This is a genomic window from Micromonospora sp. B9E7 (genome assembly GCF_039871815.1).
Taxonomy (GTDB): domain Bacteria; phylum Actinomycetota; class Actinomycetes; order Mycobacteriales; family Micromonosporaceae; genus Micromonospora.
On sequence record NZ_JBDPLX010000020.1, the window covers coordinates 20167 to 37653 of the forward strand.

Genomic DNA, 17487 nt, shown 5'->3' on the forward strand with positions numbered 1-17487 from the left:
GATGTGCCCGGGGTCGTCCGCCGTCCGGCGCGATGGGGCCACGCGACGACGGCGCCTGTTGGATGTCGAGCGGTGCCGGACGCCGACGATAACCTGACCACGGACATCCGCCGTCGAGCATTCAGGACTGAGGACCGCATGGCGTACGTGCTGCTGGGGATCGCCATCCTCGCCGAGGTGCTGGCGACCAGCCTGCTCAAGAGCACCGCGGGGTTCAGCCGGCTCTGGCCGACGGTGGGCTGCCTGACCGGTTACGTGCTGGCGTTCCTGCTGCTGGCGCAGGCGGTCAAGGAGATTCCGGTCGGCGTCGCGTACGCCCTCTGGTCGGGTTTGGGCACCGCGACCATCGTGGCGATCGGAGTGGTGTTCCTGGACGAGCCGGTCGGGCTGGCCAAGCTCGCCGGCATCGCACTGATCATCGCCGGGGTGGTCATCGTGAACCTCACCGGCGAGCACTGACCAGACCGAAGGTCCCCCGCCTCCATCAGGAAGCGGGGGACCCGTGGATCAGGCGGAGACGACTACTCCCCGTCGAACCTCATGTTGACCCACCAACCGAACGTCCGAGGCCGGTTGACCCACGAACCGAACGGCACGTCGAAGCCGCCGCTCGTGGTCGAGGGGAAGGTGTTCATGCTGAGGCCGTCGTCGGCGTACCTGTAGAGGACGGCCAGGTCGTCGCGCTTGTCGCCGTTGTAGTCGCCGGCGGCCAGCTTCATGCTGGCGAAGTGACCGAAGGTGGTCGACGACCAGGATTGGGCGGGCGCGTTGAAGGTCCCGTCCGCCTTGCCCGTGAAGGTGTGCAGGCTGGTGCTGCTGGAACCGACGTACTTGAGGACCGCCACGTCCCCGCGACCATCGCCGTTGAAGTCGCCGGCCATCAGCTTCATGTCGGCGAGTGCGGCAAACGGCTTCTCCTTCGGGGTGGACCAGGAGGTGTACGGGGTGCCGAACTTGCCGTCGGCCTGACCAGGCCAGGTAATGATCGACATGGCCCCACTGTTCGAACCGCTGTACGCGTAGAACAGGGAGGCGTCGGCCCGTCCGTCCCCGTTGACGTCCCCGGCGAAGACGGCGGTGCTGTTCCAGTTGCCGAAGGTGGTCGCCTCCCACACCGTGCTCGGGGCGTCGAACCCGCCGTCCGGTCGGGCGATCCAGTTGATCCAGGCTTCCTTACCGTTGCCCAGCTCATATCCGTAGAAGGCGGTCAGGTCGGCCCGGCCATCACCGTTGATGTCCCCGGAGGCCATCTTCATGCTGGTGATGTGACCCCAGCTGGCACCGGCCGTCCAGGATCGGAGCGGCGCGCCGTACTTACCGTCGGCCTGGGTGATGAACGTGTCGATGGCGAAGCTGCCATCGGCAGCGGTCGACAACGCCACGACGTCCTTGATGCCGTCGCCGTCGAAGTCGTCGTTGAAGACCTTGACCCGGTCCCGGTGGTACCGCTTCTCAGTGCTCTTCCACGAACCGATCGGGCTGCCGAACCCGCCCGTCGACGTCGCCGGGAAGGTGACCGGGGCGCCCTCTCCCGGGTCGTACGTGTACAGGAAGTTGACGTCCTCGTAGGCGTCGGTCGCCGCGCCCTGCGGGATGGTCGAGGTGAACCAGGACGCGAGGTCGTCGACGCGAGTGTCCACCGCGTCGCGACGGGTCTCCGTCTCGGCGTAGCAGCCGCCCTGCCACGAGCTGTAGTGCACGCCGACCAACTGCGGCTTGCCACTGACCATGCGCACGGTGGGGCCGCCGAGGTCGCCCCGGCAGATGCCGGTCTGCCCGGTGCCCAGGATGTTCAGGGTGGAAGCCCCGACCGCCTCGACCGCGAAGGCGCCGCTGTGCAACTGGTCGGGAACCCAGGCGGTCCCGGTGCGACCGAAGCCGGCACCGGTGAGCTGCTCACCGGCCGTGGGTGCGGCGCCGAGTGCCACCGGGGTCACGTCGACCCGGGTGTCCAACCGCACGAGGGCGAGGTCACGGTTGGGATGCGGCACGATCCGGAAGGCGGACACGACCGCGCCCGTCGAGGTGGTGAGGTTGGGTCGCCCGACGGTGACCGTCGTCGGCTTGGGCGGCTTGCCCGCGACCACGGCCTGACCGTCGAAGCTGAAGCAGCTCTTGGCGGTGAGCACCCACCAGGCGTCGACCACCGAACCGCTGCACGTGCGCTCCAGCGAGCCCACGTCGACCTTGGCGACGAAGGCGAACGACGCGTCGGTGACCGCGGTCCCGCCGGTGACAGCCTGGGCGGGCGAGGCGTTGAGGAGCCCCGCCACCAGTGTTGCGGCGAGCAAGCCTGCCTGGGCCGCTCGCCGTCGATAGGACGATGACACTGATGATCCTTTCTGGATCACAAGGCAGGGACGCTGCGCGGCACGCACCATTGGCGACGTGCGTCGGAACGCGGCGAGGACACGCCGTGCCGCGCTCACCTGGCCGGCTGTCGAGCACGGCGCGCTGGCTCCGGGCGTGTTGAAGCGAGTCGTGCCCGTCGATCGTGGGCACGACTGTGCACAGTCGTACATGAAGGACCCCCGTGGCCCCTGCGGGCTGAGCGGTTACCGGAAAGCAACCGCAGGCTCACCTTAGGGATCAATCAATTCATCCACCGCCCCCCATGGATATGGGGAATCCCACAGCACTTCGTCTTGCGGAATTCATCCAAAATACGCTATGCCTTCACCCTCCGCTGGCGGCGAGCGAGTGGCCGGGCCCGCGCGGATCCGGCCACTGTCACACGCTTCCTGGTCAGCCGGCGGTGCAGCTCACCTCCGGTCGGGCGTTGCTACCGGTCCAGCCGCCGATGAAACCGAAGCTGGCGCTGGCACCGGCGGCCAGCCGGCCGTTGTAGTCCACGTTTCGGGCGGTCACCGTGGCTCCGCTGCTGGTCAGCGTCGCGTTCCAGGTCTGGCTGACGCTCTGCCCGTTGGCGAACGTCCACCGGGTGGTCCAGCCCGTGATCGCGGTGGTGCCGGCGGTCACCCGAACCTCACCCTGGAAGCCGCCCTGCCACTGGCCGGTCACCGCGTAGGTCGCCGTGCAGCCGCCAGTCGGCGGCGGCGTGGTCGGTGGCGGCGTGGTCGGTGGCGGCGTGGTGGGCGGCGGCGTGGTGGGCGGAGGAGTGCCGCCGAAGACGCTCGCCTCCCGGGCGGTCTGCCGGATGCCATTGGCGCCGTTGAAGAGCCGCTGACCCCAGGTGGTCAGGTTCGCCGGGTTGAACGAGGTGGCCAGGTCGAGATACTCCACGCCGCCACCGTTGCCGCTCCACGACCAACCCAGCCAGCCGATCCCGTTCGCCTGGCTGTAGGCGAGGATGCTGTCCTCGTCCGGGTCCCCGTCGGAGTGGTTGAAGCCGAACTCACCGACCACGATGGGCAGCCCCGCCGAGCGGAAACGGCCCAGGTAGTCGCTGATCTCGGCGGCGGTGTCGAACACCCCGTACATGTGGATCGAGAAGACGGTGTTGCGGGCCGGGTCCGCGGCGAAGACCGACGCGGCGTTGTCCCGCATGGTGAACGACCAGTCCTGCCCCCAGTTCGGCGCGTCCACCATGATGGTGTGGGTCAGCCCACCGGTACGCAGACGCTTGATCGCGTTGGCGTTGTCGGTGGCCCAGGAGGCGTAGTTCTGGTTGCCGTACGGCTCGTTGCCGATGTTGACGATGACGTATCTCTCCTGGCCGGCGAGGACGTCGGCGAGACTGAGCCAGTAGTCGACCGCGCGGGCGAGGGTGATGGCCCCGCTCTGCTCGCCGTACCCGGTGGTGTCGTGCACCTCGAGCACGCAGATCAGCCGGTTGGCCTTGCACAGTGAGATGACGTTCGCGACGTCGGTGTTGGTGTTGCGGGTCCACCGGTCGCCGCTGGAGAGCACCACCCGCACGGTGTTCGCGCCGAGCGCCTTGACGTCGGCGAACGAGCTGGTCTGCTGTGGATACCAGGTGTGCGCGTGGTTGACGCCGCGCATGACGAATTCGGTGCCGTTGGCGTCGTACAACTTGCCGCCCGCGACGGAGAAGCCGGCGGCGGCGTGCGCCGGCTGGCCGAACGCCAGCACGGCGAGGAGCAACGCGAGCAGCGCCGCGCCGACGGCGGAGAGTCGAGTCTTCATGACCTTCCTCAGGGAGGACCCCCGGTGCCCGACAGGGGTGGGACGAGACAGGGGAAGGCGGCTGCAGCCCGGCAGCCGCGCCCGACTCCCGGAGCGCACGCATCAGCGTAGGACGATGGATGGGCCGTCGCAACCGGTTCAGTAGGAGAGCCCGAGGCCCGAACAGCCGCAACGGCCCACGCAGGCGCAGGCCGTTACGGGGCGATCATCCCCACCACAGGATGTGCGCCACAGCCGGCTCTTAACCGGTTAAGAGCGACGGTAGGTAGGTCGCCGCGATCCGTCAAGCATCACCCGGACCGAACCGGACGGGAGGGTTGACCGCTGCCGACCTGGGTATCCCGGGAACGATCCGTCAGTGGGAAGGGGAACCAGGATGGTAAGCGTCGGCTACACCCTGATGAGCGAGCAGGCCGGTCCCAAGCAACTGGTGGACCACGCCATACGAGCCGAAGCGGCCGGCTTCGACCAACTCGTGATGTCCGATCACTACTACCCCTGGCTGGACTCCCAGGGCCACTCGCCGTACGCCTGGTCGGTGCTCGGCGCGGTCGCCCACGCCACCTCCCGCGCGCAGCTGATGTCGTTCGTGACCTGCCCGATCCGCCGCTACCACCCGGCCGTCGTCGCACAGAAGGCCAGCACGATCGGGGCGCTCTCGGACGGCCGCTTCACCCTGGGCCTCGGGGCGGGCGAGAACCTCAACGAGCATGTGGTCGGTAGCTGGCCCCACGTGCAGCAGCGACACGAGATGTTCGAGGAGGCGTTGCAGATCATCCGGCCGCTGCTCAACGGCGAGACGCTGACGTTCTCCGGCAACCACTTCGACGTGCCCGACGCCTACGTGTGGGACCGGCCGGAGCGGCCGGTGCCGATGGCCGTCGCCGCGTCCGGTCGGCAGTCCGCGACGTTGGCCGCCGAGTACGGCAGCGGCATCATCTCCACCGAACCGGACCGGCACATCATCGAGATGTACGACGACGCCGGGGGCACCGGCCAGCCCCGCTACGGGCAGGTGGCCATCTGCTACGGCCCCGACGAGGCAGAGTGCCGCAAGATCGTGCACGACCAGTTCCGCTGGTTCGGGATGGGGTGGAAGGTGAACGCCGACCTGCCCGGGCCGGAGTCCTTCGCCGCCGTCACCCAGTTCGTCCGGGAGGAGGACGTCGCCGAGGGCATCTCCTGCGGTCCGGACGTGGACGTGCACGTCGAGGCGTTCCGCAAGTTCGTCGACGCGGGCTTCACCCACGTGGCGATCATCCAGGTCGGCGGGGAGAACCAGCCGATGTTCCTGGACTGGGCCCAGGATCAGTTACTACCTCGGCTGCGCGAGCTGTGAGCCACCCGACGACGATTGGGCAACCTCATGCGCTTCGGTAACACGGAGATCCGCCCGCTCGGTGGTGGCCTCGGCTGCCTCCTGATGATCCTCTTCTCGATCGTGGCGTCGGTGGTGCTGACCGTCCTGGTCAACCTGGTGTTCTGACGGCGTTCGCGCACCGACGACCACCACGGTCAGCGGCGCAGGCCCACGGCGCTGAGCACCTCCCGGGAGGCCACCCGGGCCGGGTCGAGCACCGCCCTGCGGGTCCAGCGGGCCGCCGGCGTGACGGTGGCCCGCCAGACCGCTCGCAGGCCACGCGCCGCCGGCACGACCGTCACCGACCAGACCCAGCGGACGCCCGACAGCAGCGGACGCACGGTGTGCCGCCACAACCAGCGCAGCCCTCGCCCGATCGGGCGCAGCAGCAGTCGGTAGACCAGCCGCAGCACCCAGCCGGCCGTCCGCCACGCACCGAGCACCGCGGCGACGACCAGCCGGCCGAACCCCGCGACGACCCACCAGATTCCGCGTACCAGCCCGACGAGCCCGGCGCTCAACGCCCTGGTGAGCATGCCGACGCCGCGCCACAGCAGACGGCCGGCGGGGGTGAGCGCCGCGCCCACCCATCGCAGCGGCCGCAGGACCACGTGCTCGGTGAGCCAGACCAGCGCCCGACCCAGGGCCACGAGAGGCGGGCGCAATCCTCTGCGGGCCAGCCACGCCAGCGGCGACCAGACGAGAGTGCGGCCCACCCACGCGAGACCACGCCCAAGCCACACCAGCGGCGACCAGACGAGGGTGCGGACCACCCACGCGAGACCCCGCCCCAGCCACACCAGCGGCAGCCAGACGAGAGTGCGCGACACCCAGGTCAACGGGAGCCAGAGCAGGTTGCGGGCGCACCAGGCCAGCGGGCGCCAGACCAGGCGGTGCAGGACCCAGATCAATGGGGCCACCAGCCAGTCGCGCAGGAACCGGCCAGCCGGGCTGAGCAGGTGCCGGTGCAGCAGCCGGCCGGCAGCCGCGATCAGCTCCCAGAGCAGGCGTACCGGCAGCACGAAGACCAGCGCGACACCGCGCGCGACAGCCGCGACGAGCGGGAACGCGACGGCGGCCGGCTCGGCCGTGCGCACGGCCGACGGGGCTCGGGCCTCGCGCGTCGCCGTCGGCGCGGCCGGGCGGTCGATCGGTGGTCCGGGCAGCGGCGGCCGGGTGGTGGGGCGGTCGGTCACGGTGGGCACGGTAGCCCCGCCGCGCCAGGCGTCGCGTGGCCCTTCCGGTCACAGGTCGATGGTCGCCAGGAGTGGATAGTGGTCGGAGGCCGTGTCCGCCGTTGCGCCGCGGATCACCCGGCAGTCGTGCACCCGCTCCGCCAGAGCGCGGGTGCCGAGCAGATAGTCCAGGCGCATCCCGGCGAACTCGGCCCCGCCGAACCGGGTGGGAACGGTGTGGCCGTCGGCCTCCGGCGCCCCGACGTTGCACCTCGGCCACAGGTCGACCAGGTCGGCGGCGAGCAGCCGGGCGATCGCCCGGGTGTCCACCGCGCCACCGCCCCGACGCAGGTGCCGCCGCCGGTAGAGGGTGGGCATGCCGGCCAGGTGAGCGGTGTGGTCGACGGTCGGGTCGAGCGAGTTGAGGTCGCCGGTGAGCAGTGTCAACGGGCCCCGGGTGCGTCGCATCGCGGCGACCAGCCAGTCCACCTCCATCCGCCGCCGCCCGCCGGAGTACGGATAGAGGTGGGTGCCGAAGACGGTGAACGGGCCGGCGGGGGTGCCCACCACGACGCGGGCGGTGGCGTGGTGGAAAGGCCGGCGCAGGGTCCCCGCGTCGACGACCCGGTACGGGGGCCGGACCAGCACGGCGACCGGCTGCCCGAAGCAGGACCGGGCCAGGTGGGGTGTCATCCCCACCCGGTCCGCCACGCCGGCCATCAGCCCGTCGCGGTCGAAGCCGCGCAGTTCCTGGAGGGCAAGCACGTCCGGTGCCTGCTCGTCGATGACCTCCACCACCCGGTCCAGCCGGTCGGGGCCGCCGCGGTCCCGACCGCCGGTGCGGATGTTCCAGGTCATCAGCCGCAGCACGGCGGCGCTCAGCCCGCTCGGCCGGCCCGCGCCAGCTCGTCGTCGAGGGTGCCCACGTCCTCCGACTCGATGGTCGGCTGGTTGCCTTCCTTCAGGTCGGCGTTGGGGCGGATCACGAGGTAGAGCAGCCCGATCCAGAGCGCGGACAGCAGGATCGCACCCATGAAGTCGCTCGGGTGGTGCATCCCCCGGTACATCCGGGAGGTGGCCACACCGACCGGCATGAGCACGGCCAACCCCACGAAGATCCAACGCCACCACCGGTCGGTACGCGGGAACACGATGAGGGTGATCGCCAGCCAGACGCAGATCGTGGCGGCGATGTGCCCGGACGGGAACGACGAGGTGGGCATCTGCCCGTCGAGGTTCTCCACGGCCGGACGGGGCCGGTCGACGGCTCGGGCCGACGCGAGGAACAGGGTCAGCTCACCCACCATCGCCAGCGCCACGAACAGCACCGGCCTCCAGCGCCGCCACACCGCCAGCACCAGCGGGCAGAACACCAGTGAGATCAGCAGGATGGCGTGGGTGTCCCCGAACTTGCTCCACCACCAGCTCACCTCGGTCAACACCTCGGTGTGCCGCTCGGCGAACCAGCGCGGCACGTCGGTGTCGAGGGTGTCGAAGAAGGTGCCCTTGGCGTAGTAGCTGACGTACATGCCGAAGCCGTACAACGCGCCGAACACGAGCACCCAGCCGACCAGCAGCTCGGCCACCGCGGAGCGGGGGTGGGCCAGCACGTGCTCCTCGGCCGGGGCGGGGGCGATGTCGTGCCCCGCCTCCGGCTCCAGGCCCTCGCTGAGCGGCGGCACCGGCCGCCCGTGTTCGCGACGCCACAACCGGAAGGCGTACGCGGTGACGCCCAGCCAGGCCGCGCCGAGCAGCCAACCGCCCAGCACGTCCGAGACGAAGTGCACGCCCAGCGCGATCCGGGTCAGACCGACCAGTGCCACCAGCACACCGACGCCGACGATCGCCGGCTTACGCCAACGGGGCGCCATCGCCGGAAGGAACACCAGCAGCAGCGCTCCGTACGCGACGAACGAGCCGAGCGCGTGCCCGCTCGGGAAGCTGTTGCCGGGGGCGCTGGCGATCGGCACGTCCACGATCGGGCGGAGCCGGCCGACCAACGTCTTCAGGGACGGGTCCAGGATCAGGCCACCGACCCCGGTGATGATCAGGTAGACGCCGAGCCGAGGCTGCCGCCGGATCAGCAGCCCGACCACGGCGATGGTGACCAACCAGATGAGGATCGGCCGGCCACCGAGGTCGGTCACCGCCTGGAGGACGGTGACGAGCGCGTGATGCGGGGCGACGAGCCCGTTGAACCACTCGGCGACGGCGTGGTCGGCGTCCTGTAGGGGGCTCCACCGCACCCGCACGAGCATCAACAGCAGCCCGAAGGCCACCCCGGCGCCGGTGACGGCCACCAGACCGGCGATGCTCCGTTCGGCGAAGTGCCCGATCGGGCGCCGTGCCACCTCTTTGACCGCGGTCACCCCGCACCTCCCTTGTCCGTCTGGCGAGGCGCTTTACCCGATCCGCGTCACGCGTACACGCGAGGCGTTGCTACAGGGCGGTCATGTCCCCGGTGTCGAGCAGTTCGGCCCGGTCGGTGTCGGGCTCCCACAGGTCCGGTTGGGCGGGCTCCCGGGCACCGATGCGCAGCGCCTCCAGTTGGGCGGCGAAGGCCAGCCCACCGAAGAGCGCCATGCCGGTCAGGTTGGCCCAGAGCAGCAGCGCCATCATGCCGGTCAGGGCGCCGTAGGTCTGCCCGAAACCGTCACTGAACCGCACGTACGCGGCGAGCAGCAGGCTGGCCAGCCACCACAGGGCGGTGGCGATGCCGGCGCCGAAGAACAGCCAGGACAGGCCGGGTTGGTTGCGGCGCGGGGCGTGTCGGAACAGCACGGCGACGGCGAGGACGGTCAGCCCGAGGCTCAGCGGGAAGCGGACCACGTCCCAGATGCCGTGGGCGAGCCCACCCCACTCGTAGTGCGCTCGCACCGAGTCGCCCAGGGCACCGCCGCCGACCAGGATCAGGAAGCCGGCGAGGGCGGGCAGCCCGGCCGTGACGGCCAGCACGGCGGCACGCAGGTACTTGCGCAGCGCCGGGCGGTCCCGTTCGACGCCGTAGATGCGGTTGGCGCCCCGCTCGATCTGGGCCATCGTGGTGGTCAGCGCGAACAGGCCGGTGAGCAGACCGAGGGTCAGTGCCAGCTCGCCGGCGTCCTCGACGCGCTCGCCCTCCCCGAGCAGCTCGGCGACCATCTGCGAGCTCTGGCCCGGGGTGAGCGCCAGGACGGTGTCGGCGACCACCTGGCCGCCCTCCTCGACGCCGAGTTCGCTGATCAGCCCGGTGAGGGCGATCAGGAACGGCACCACGGCGAGACAGAGTTGCAGTGCGAAGGCTCGGGAGTGGCTGAACCCGTCGCCGTAGCGGAACCGGATGAACGCGTCGCGCAGCAGGTGCCAGCCGCCCTGACGGCGCAGTGTGTGCCAGGCGTCGTCGGCGGACAGCTCCTCGTCGGCCATCAGCCGGGTCTCCGGCACGATCCGGGTGCTACTCACGGCGCGCTTCCTCGATCAGCTGCTCGCCCCGCTCTCCGGCGCCCTGCGCGTCGACGGCCAGGTCGGGGGCGCCCTCCGGCTGGGGGACGCAGAGCCAGAGCGCCTCCGGCCGGATCTCCGCCCGGAGCTGCCGGCCCGGGGAGATGAGATCGCCGTCCAGCTCACGTGGCTGGGCCCGGTTGCTGGTGATCACCACGCGTCGGCCTCGGAACACCTCCATCCGCGGCACCTCACCCCGGCGGCGGATCACCGCCCAGCCGAGCGCGAGCCAGTGCCGCAGGCTGTGCGGGGTGAGCACGGCGACGTCGAGCCAACCGTCGTCCGGCTCGGCCTCGGTGAGCAGGGTGACGCCGCCCTGGAGCCGGCCGACGTTGGCGATCAGGACCGAGCGGGCTCGGCGGCGTACCGGAGGGCGGTCGTCGATGCGGATCTGCACCCGCATCGGCCGGTCCCGGAGGTGGCGGGCGGCGCCCACCACGTACGCGGGCCAGCCGATGCGGGCCTTGGTGGTCTCGTTGGTGGCTTCGAGCATCTGCGCGTCGAAGCCCATGCCCGCCATCACGGTGAAGTACTTGTCCTCGACGGCGCCGACGTCGAGCAGTCGTCGGCCCCGCTCGACGGCGACCTGCAACCCGGCGGCCAGGTCGGTGGAGAGGCCCAGGTTGGCGGCGAGCAGGTTGCCGGTGCCCTGGGGCAGCACGGCCAGGGCCACGTCCGTGCCCACCAGCCCACTGACGCAGGACATCACGGTGCCGTCGCCCCCGCAGGCGAAGACCAGGTCGACGCCGTCCTTGACGGCCTGTTCGGTCTGGCCACGGCCAGGGTCCTCGACTGTCGTCTCGTACCACTGCGGCGCGGGCCAACCGGCCGCGGTCAGGGCGTCGTCGACGGTGCGGCGCAACTCGTCGAGATCGTCGACCTTGACCGGGTTGACCACCACGGCGGAGCGCAACCCGCCGTCGCCGCCCGAGGGCCGCCTGTCCTGTCCAGCATCCACGGCGCCAGTGTGCAGCACCCGGACGGCTTCAGCGACCCGGCGACCGGCCCGCGTCGGAAGCGCCACAGACAGGTTTCAACAGGGCCCCACCCGTCAGGCCGCAGCCCGCAGTGCGAGCTCCACCCGCCGGCGCAGATCGTCGAGGTCGACTCCGGACTCGGTGAGCACCAACGCGCCCAGCCCGTTGCCCTCCCTCAGCACCCCGAGCAGGATGTGCTCGGTGCCGATGTGCTTGTGACGCAGACGCAGCGCCTCCCGCAGGGACAGCTCCAGCGCCTTCTTGGACCGGGGCGAGAACGGGCCGCCGAGGTACCGCCTACGCCCCCAGCGGCGGCGCGGTGCCGGCACGGCCTCGCGTAGCGCGTCCGGGCCGAAGGACTGCTCGATGCGGGCCACTATCGCGGCCAGGTCGATGCCGATCTCCCGCAGGGCGGCAGCGTCCGCGTCGCCGAGGCCGGCGCCACCGCTGCTGGTGTGCTGGCGCACGTGTTCGCGCAGGTCGTCGGCGCGCACGCCGGCGTCGGCGAGCACGCGGCTGGCCAGGCCCGCGTCGTCGGCGAGCAGGGCGAGCAGCAGGTGCTCGGTGCCGACCGGTCGTTGGCCCTCGACCCGTGCCTCCTCCAGCGCCCGCCGCACCACGTCGCGCGCCCGGTCGGTGAACCGTTCGAACATCACGCCTCCCAAGACGAGTTGACCGCCGGTCGCCCGGCGTGCTTCTTGTGCACCGCCTGCCGGCTGACCTCGAGCGCGTCGGCGATCTCCTGCCAGGACCAGCCCTGTCGACGGGCGTTGTCCACCTGGACCACCTCGAGCCGCTCGAGCAGCCGGCGCAGCGCGCGGACGGCGCGCAGCCCGACCCGGGGGTCGGTGCTGCCGGCTGCCGCCGCGAGTTCTGTCGCCTGACTCATGCCGTCAACATACGTTGACAGCGCAACGGTTGTCAACCCTGGTTGACGAACGCCTGCCTGTTCCGCCCACTACGCACTTGACAGCGCCATAGCTAGCCGTTATCCATTGACGATCTAGACGAAGGGTGTGCTCTGGTGGTTCTGTGCTGTGACTGCGGGCCGACCTTGGAATGGCCGGAGGCGTGTGAGCGCCGACGGGCTGAACCTGATCCGACCGGACGGAAGGCGGAGGCGTGACCGGGTCGACGGTTTTGCGGGCGTGTGGTTCGAGCACGCGGTACGGCACCCCCCACGACGGGCGGAGCTGACATGGCCGGCCGCCTCCTACTCGTCTGTCGGCTGCTGATCCGCGACCTACGCCGCCGCCGGACCGAAACCGTCCTGCTCCTGACCGCAATCAGCGCCGCCGCCGCCACACTGACCGTCGGCCTCACCCTCAACGAACTCGCCGACCGGCCGTACCAGCACACCCGGACCGCCACCGCCGGCCCGGACGTGATCGTGACACCCCGGGTCACCGGCCAGGCCGCACTGGACGAGCTCGAATCAATGACCACCGGGGCCGGCGTCACCCAGCACAGCGGCCCCTTCCCGATCGCCTACCTGACGATGACGGCCCGCGGCAAGTCCGCGCACACCGTCGTAGCGGGCCGGGACAGCACACCCGCATCGATCGACCGGCCGGCCGTAACCGACGGCACCTGGGTACGCCCCGGCGGCGTGGTCGTCGAGCGCGCCTTCGCCGATGCCCTCGGCATCCGCACCGGCGACACGGTCGACATCAGCGGCCATCCGCTGCGTGTGATCGGAACCGCGGTCACCGCCGCGAGAGCGACCTACCCGTACGCCGGGTGGCACTACCCCGGCAGCGTCCTGGTCGAGCGCGGCGGCCTGGTCTGGGTCGACCACAGCGACATCGCCACGCTCGCGGGCGGCCGGCCACTGTCGTACACCCTCAACCTCAAACTCGCCGACCCGGCGGCCGCCAGCACGTACCCCATCGGCGACCAGCTCACCACCTGGCAGGCGATCAGCCACCTCAACGGTCGGTTGTACAGCGACGCGCAGATCGCCCTGTTCGTCGGCAGTTGGCTGCTCAACGGCCTTGCGCTGGCCGGCGTCGCCGGCATCGTCGCCGGCCGGATCATCGGCCAGCGTCGCCGGGTGGGGCTACTCAAGGCCGTCGGCGCCGGCCCGGCCATGATCGCCGCCGTCCACCTCGCCGAGTACCTCGCCATCGGGCTTGCCGCCGCCGCGACGGGCCTGGTCGCGGGCTGGTTCGCCGCACCCGCGCTGATCCGCCCCAGCGCCGGTCTCATCGGCTCCGTCAACGCCCAGCCGCCTGCGCTGCGCATGGTGGTCGCCGTCGTGGTCCTTGCCCTCGCGATCGCCGTGGCGGCGACTCTGCTGCCGGTGTTGCGCGCCGCCACCACCAGCACCGTTCACGCGCTGGCCGACGCCGCAACACCACCGCGGCGCCGGCGGTGGCGCATCTGGCTGTCGCGGCGGCTGCCCACCGCCCTACTGATCGGGGTGCGCATCAACGCGCGCCGGCCGCGTCGCGCCCGGCTGGTCACCGTGAACACTCTGATCACCACGACCACGCTCGTCGGCGTTCTCGTGGTCAACACCCAGGCGGTGCAGTTCGACCTCGGCTACACCGAACTCGCCAATCCCCGGGTGGAACGGAGCGAGCAGGCCATGCTCATGCTCACCGTCGTGCTGTGCATTCTCGCGCTCATCAATGCCGTTGTGAGCGCCTGGACCGCGGTCCTCGACGCCCGGCAGCCGCTGGCCATCGCGCGGACCCTCGGTGCCACGCCCGCGCAGGCCGGCCTGGGCCTGGCGGTAGCCCAACTGCTCCCCGCCATACCCGGCGTCGCCGTGGGGATCCCCGCCGGGATCGGGCTTGTCAGGTTCGTCAGCACCGGCGAGGTCCAGTACCCACCGGGCTCCTCGCTGCTCGCCATCGCGCTCGGAGTCCTGCTCGCCGTTGCCGCGCTCACCGCCGTCCCCGCGCTGATTGCCACACGCCGTCCGGTCGTGGACACACTCCGGTCCGCGCCGACCTGACAGCCGAGCCATCCGATCCCGCCCGCCACGGTGCCCATCCGACTACCCTCGGTCAGGGACAGCTTGGTCGTGCCGGGCGCGACGCCCGGGAGGTGATATCGGATGGCCGCACCGGCCGACGCAGCGGTGCTGGTGGGCCTCGGGTCGACCCTCGACCTCCCGGTCGTCGAGCAGGCCGCGCAGGAGGCCGCCGGCCACCACCGGCCACTGCATCTGCTGTACACCTTCGACTGGCAGGCGGCCTTCGCCGCGGACACCGTCGCCGCACCCCGCGACGAGGCCGAAAAGCTCATCACCAAGGCGGCCCAACTCGCCCACCAGGCCGAGCCGGGGCTGACCGTCAGCAGCGAGATCGTCGAGAGCGCCCTGCTGCCCACCCTGATCCGCCGGTCGGAGCTGGCCTTCCTGCTGGCGGTCGGCGACAGCGGAATGGCCGGCAGCGGTCAGTGCGTCCCCGCCGACACCCCCGCCGTGCAGTTGGCCGCCCGGGCCGGCTGTCCCCTGCTCGTGGTGCGCCGTGAGCCGCCGCCGCAGGGCCCGGTGCTGGTCGGGGTGGACGGCTCCCCCAGCTCCCATCTCGCGCTGCAATGGGCCCTGCAGTGCGCGGCCCGCAGGGAGAGCCGGCTGCTGGCGCTGCGGGCGGTGGAACACGACGAGGACACCGACGCGGTCACCGAGCAACTCCGCGAGGCGCTGAACCGGCACGCCGGCCGGCACAGCCCGGTCTCCATCGAGTGCCGTGTCGTCCGGGGTGATCCCGCCGAGGTGCTGATCGAGGCGTCCCGATCGGCGCAGGTGGCGCTCGTCGCCGCCCGTGGCGACGAACCGGGCCGAGCCATGTTGGGGTCGGTCGCCCAGTCTCTGCTCTACCACTCACCGGCCCCGGTCGTCGTCGTCCGTGGCCTGGCCGAGGAACCGCTGACCGGGCCCGACGCCCACCAGACGCAGGACCAACGGCCCTGACCCCGGGGCGTCCGCAGCGGCGAGGCTGAGATCCGGAAGCCCCCTACCCGCGAGAGGCAGCATCATGGACACCGCTCTCGACACGCACGGCGTTCTGACCGACGAGGAGCTACGCCGGCTCGACGCCTACTGGCGAGCGGCGAACTACCTGACCGCCGGGCAGATCTACCTGCTCGACAACCCGCTACTGCGCGAGCCGTTGACCGCCGACGACATCAAGCCCCGGCTGCTCGGGCACTGGGGCACCAGCCCCGGGCTCAACCTGATCTACGCCCACCTCAACCGGGTGATCGTGGCGCGCGACCTGAACGCCATGCTGGTCACCGGCCCGGGCCACGGCGGCCCGGCCATCGTGGCCAACACCTGGTTGGAGGGCACCTGGTCGGAGCGCTACCACGACGTGGCACGCGACGAGGCCGGGATGTCCCGGCTCTTCCGCCAGTTCTCCTTCCCGGGCGGCATCCCCAGCCACGTCGCGGCGGACGTGCCGGGTTCGATCCACGAGGGCGGCGAACTGGGGTACGCGTTGAGCCACGCCTACGGTGCCGCCTTCGACCACCCGGACCTGGTGGTGGCCTGCGTGATCGGCGACGGTGAGGCGGAGACCGGGCCGCTGGCCGGCAGTTGGCTCTCCAACGTGTTCCTCAACCCGGCGCGCGACGGCGTGGTGCTGCCCATCCTGCACCTCAACGGCTACAAGATCGCCAACCCGACCGTGCTGTCCCGGATCCCCGAGGCCGACCTGCTCGACCTGATGCGCGGGTCGGGCTACCAGCCGTACGTGGTGGCCGGTGACGACCCCGCCCAGGTGCACCGCGTCCTCGCCGCGACGATGGATCGCGCGCTGGACGAGATCGCGGAGATCCAGCGGCAAGCCCGCTCCGGGGGCGTTGTCGAACGCCCCCGCTGGCCGATGATCATCCTGCGGACGCCGAAGGGCTGGACCGGCCCCCGCGAGGTCGACGGCGCCCAGGTCGAGGGCACCTTCCACGCCCACCAGGTGCCGCTGTCGGGCGTCCGCGACAACCCCGCCCACCTGGTCGAGCTGGAGCGGTGGCTGCGCAGCTACCGGCCGGAGGAGCTGTTCGACGCGACCGGCGCGCCGGTCGACGAGTTGCGGACGCTGCCGCCGCACGGGGATCGGCGGATGAGCGCCAACCCGGTCACCAACGGCGGTGTGGTGCTGCGCGACCTGACCCTGCCGGACTTCCGCGACTACGCCGTGGAGGTCCCCGAGCCGGGCCAGCCGATGGTCGGCGCCACCGGTGCGCTCGGCCCGTGGATCCGAGACGTCATCAGCGCCAACCCGCAGACGTTCCGGCTGTTCGGCCCGGACGAGGTCGCCTCCAACCGGCTGGGTGCCGCGTTCGAGGTGACCGACCGGGTGTGGATGGCCGCCACGGTCCCCGGCGACGACCACCTCTCCCCCGACGGCCGGGTCATGGAGGTGCTCTCCGAGCACCTGTGCCAGGGCTGGCTGGAGGGCTACCTCCTCACCGGCCGGCACGGCGTGTTCACCAGCTACGAGGCGTTCATCCACATCGTCGACTCGATGCTCAACCAGCACGCCAAGTGGCTGAAGGTGACCCGGGCCATCCCCTGGCGGCAGCCGCTCGCCTCGCTGAACTACCTGCTGTCCAGCCACGTGTGGCGCCAGGACCACAACGGCTTTTCCCACCAGGACCCGGGTTTCATCGACCACGTGGTCAACAAGAAGGCCGAAGTCGTACGCGTCTACCTGCCGCCGGACGCCAACACCCTGCTCGCCACGATGGACCACTGCCTGCGCAGCCGGCACTACATCAACGTGGTGGTCGCCGGTAAGCAGCAGGCGCCGAACTGGCTGACGATGACCGAGGCGATCCAGCACACCCGACGCGGCCTCGGCATCTGGGAGTGGGCCAGCAACGACGGCGGCAGCGAGCCGGACGTGGTGCTCGCCTGCTGCGGGGACGTGCCCACCCTGGAGACGTTGGCAGCCGTCGAGCTGCTGCGCCAGCACATCCCGGAGCTGAAGGTGCGACTGGTCAACGTGGTCGACCTGATGCGACTCCAGCCGGACACCGAGCACCCGCACGGCCTGACCGACAACGAGTTCGACACCATCTTCACCGCGGATCGACCGGTCATCTTCGCGTACCACGGCTACCCGTGGCTGATCCACCGGCTCACCTACCGCCGCACCAACCACGAGAACCTGCACGTGCGCGGCTACAAGGAGGAGGGCACCACCACCACCCCGTTCGACATGGTGATGCTCAACGACCTGGACCGCTTCCACCTGGTCATCGACGTCATCGACCGGGTGCCCGGCCTGGCCGCCCGCGCCGCACACCTGCGCCAGCAGATGGTCGACGCCCGACAGTCGGCCCGCGACTACACCCGCCAGTACGGCGAGGACGACCCCCAGGTCGCCGAGTGGCGCTGGGTCCGCGAAACCGACCCGACCAACCCCTGAAGGAG

The 17487-nt window shown here is 71.0% G+C and carries 14 protein-coding genes; 5 read left to right on the plus strand and 9 right to left on the minus strand.

Going from position 1 to position 17487, the window contains the following annotated elements; genetic code table 11:
• Positions 1-138 precede the first annotated feature (138 nt).
• A complete protein-coding gene (locus ABGB10_RS26015; protein ID WP_347663584.1) occupies positions 139-459 on the plus strand; it encodes a multidrug efflux SMR transporter in 321 nt (106 codons plus the stop codon).
• A gap of 62 nt (positions 460-521) precedes the next feature.
• Here the strand turns inward: ABGB10_RS26015 and ABGB10_RS26020 are convergent, their stop codons facing one another.
• Together ABGB10_RS26020 and ABGB10_RS26025 are read right to left on the minus strand one after the other, a co-directional pair.
• A complete protein-coding gene (locus ABGB10_RS26020) occupies positions 522-2330 on the minus strand; it encodes an FG-GAP-like repeat-containing protein (protein ID WP_347663585.1) in 1809 nt (602 codons plus the stop codon).
• Between the two features lie 415 nt (positions 2331-2745).
• Positions 2746-4107, minus strand: coding sequence for a cellulase family glycosylhydrolase (locus ABGB10_RS26025; protein WP_347663586.1), 1362 nt, complete (start codon positions 4105-4107; stop codon positions 2746-2748).
• A 376-nt stretch (positions 4108-4483) separates the two neighbouring features.
• On the opposite strand from ABGB10_RS26025, the gene ABGB10_RS26030 reads away from it, so the two are divergent.
• Positions 4484-5446 carry a TIGR03557 family F420-dependent LLM class oxidoreductase gene (locus tag ABGB10_RS26030; protein WP_347663588.1) on the plus strand — a complete coding sequence of 321 codons (963 nt, stop codon included), beginning with the start codon at positions 4484-4486 and terminating at the stop codon, positions 5444-5446.
• Between the two features lie 176 nt (positions 5447-5622).
• On the opposite strand, the gene ABGB10_RS26035 is transcribed toward ABGB10_RS26030, so the two are convergent.
• The 7 genes from ABGB10_RS26035 to ABGB10_RS26065 all read right to left on the minus strand — a co-directional run bounded on the left by ABGB10_RS26035 (position 5623) and on the right by ABGB10_RS26065 (position 11988).
• Complete coding sequence (locus ABGB10_RS26035) at positions 5623-6663, minus strand: hypothetical protein (protein WP_347663590.1); 1041 nt, start codon at positions 6661-6663, stop codon at positions 5623-5625.
• Positions 6664-6711: 48 nt separating this feature from the next.
• Complete coding sequence (locus tag ABGB10_RS26040) at positions 6712-7512, minus strand: endonuclease/exonuclease/phosphatase family protein (RefSeq protein WP_347663591.1); 801 nt, start codon at positions 7510-7512, stop codon at positions 6712-6714.
• 8 nt (positions 7513-7520) lie between these two features.
• Positions 7521-9011 carry a phosphatase PAP2 family protein gene (locus tag ABGB10_RS26045; RefSeq protein ID WP_347663592.1) on the minus strand — a complete coding sequence of 497 codons (1491 nt, stop codon included), beginning with the start codon at positions 9009-9011 and terminating at the stop codon, positions 7521-7523.
• Positions 9012-9081: 70 nt separating this feature from the next.
• Positions 9082-10083: a YihY/virulence factor BrkB family protein gene (locus ABGB10_RS26050; protein WP_347663593.1), complete on the minus strand. Its 1002-nt coding sequence runs from the start codon at positions 10081-10083 to the stop codon at positions 9082-9084.
• Entirely contained in the window at positions 10076-11080 is a 1005-nt protein-coding gene (locus ABGB10_RS26055) for a diacylglycerol kinase family protein (protein ID WP_347663594.1), read from the minus strand. Before ABGB10_RS26055 ends, ABGB10_RS26050 begins: the two co-directional genes overlap by 8 nt.
• 93 nt (positions 11081-11173) lie before the next feature.
• Positions 11174-11752 (minus strand): Clp protease N-terminal domain-containing protein, encoded by a 579-nt coding sequence (locus tag ABGB10_RS26060; protein WP_347663595.1) that lies wholly within the window; start codon positions 11750-11752, stop codon positions 11174-11176.
• Positions 11752-11988 (minus strand): HTH domain-containing protein, encoded by a 237-nt coding sequence (locus ABGB10_RS26065; RefSeq protein WP_007457155.1) that lies wholly within the window; start codon positions 11986-11988, stop codon positions 11752-11754. The genes ABGB10_RS26060 and ABGB10_RS26065 overlap by 1 nt, the downstream gene beginning before the upstream one ends.
• A 309-nt stretch (positions 11989-12297) precedes the next feature.
• On the opposite strand from ABGB10_RS26065, the gene ABGB10_RS26070 reads away from it, so the two are divergent.
• The 3 genes from ABGB10_RS26070 (at position 12298) to ABGB10_RS26080 (ending at position 17482) form a co-directional block, all read left to right on the plus strand.
• Positions 12298-14061, plus strand: coding sequence for an FtsX-like permease family protein (locus tag ABGB10_RS26070; protein WP_347663597.1), 1764 nt, complete (start codon positions 12298-12300; stop codon positions 14059-14061).
• Between the two features lie 102 nt (positions 14062-14163).
• The gene (locus ABGB10_RS26075) at positions 14164-15024 is read left to right on the plus strand and encodes a universal stress protein (RefSeq protein ID WP_347663598.1); all 861 of its coding nucleotides are present in this window, start codon (positions 14164-14166) and stop codon (positions 15022-15024) included.
• A 64-nt stretch (positions 15025-15088) separates the two neighbouring features.
• Complete coding sequence (locus ABGB10_RS26080) at positions 15089-17482, plus strand: phosphoketolase family protein (protein WP_347663599.1); 2394 nt, start codon at positions 15089-15091, stop codon at positions 17480-17482.
• Positions 17483-17487: the final 5 nt, after the last annotated feature.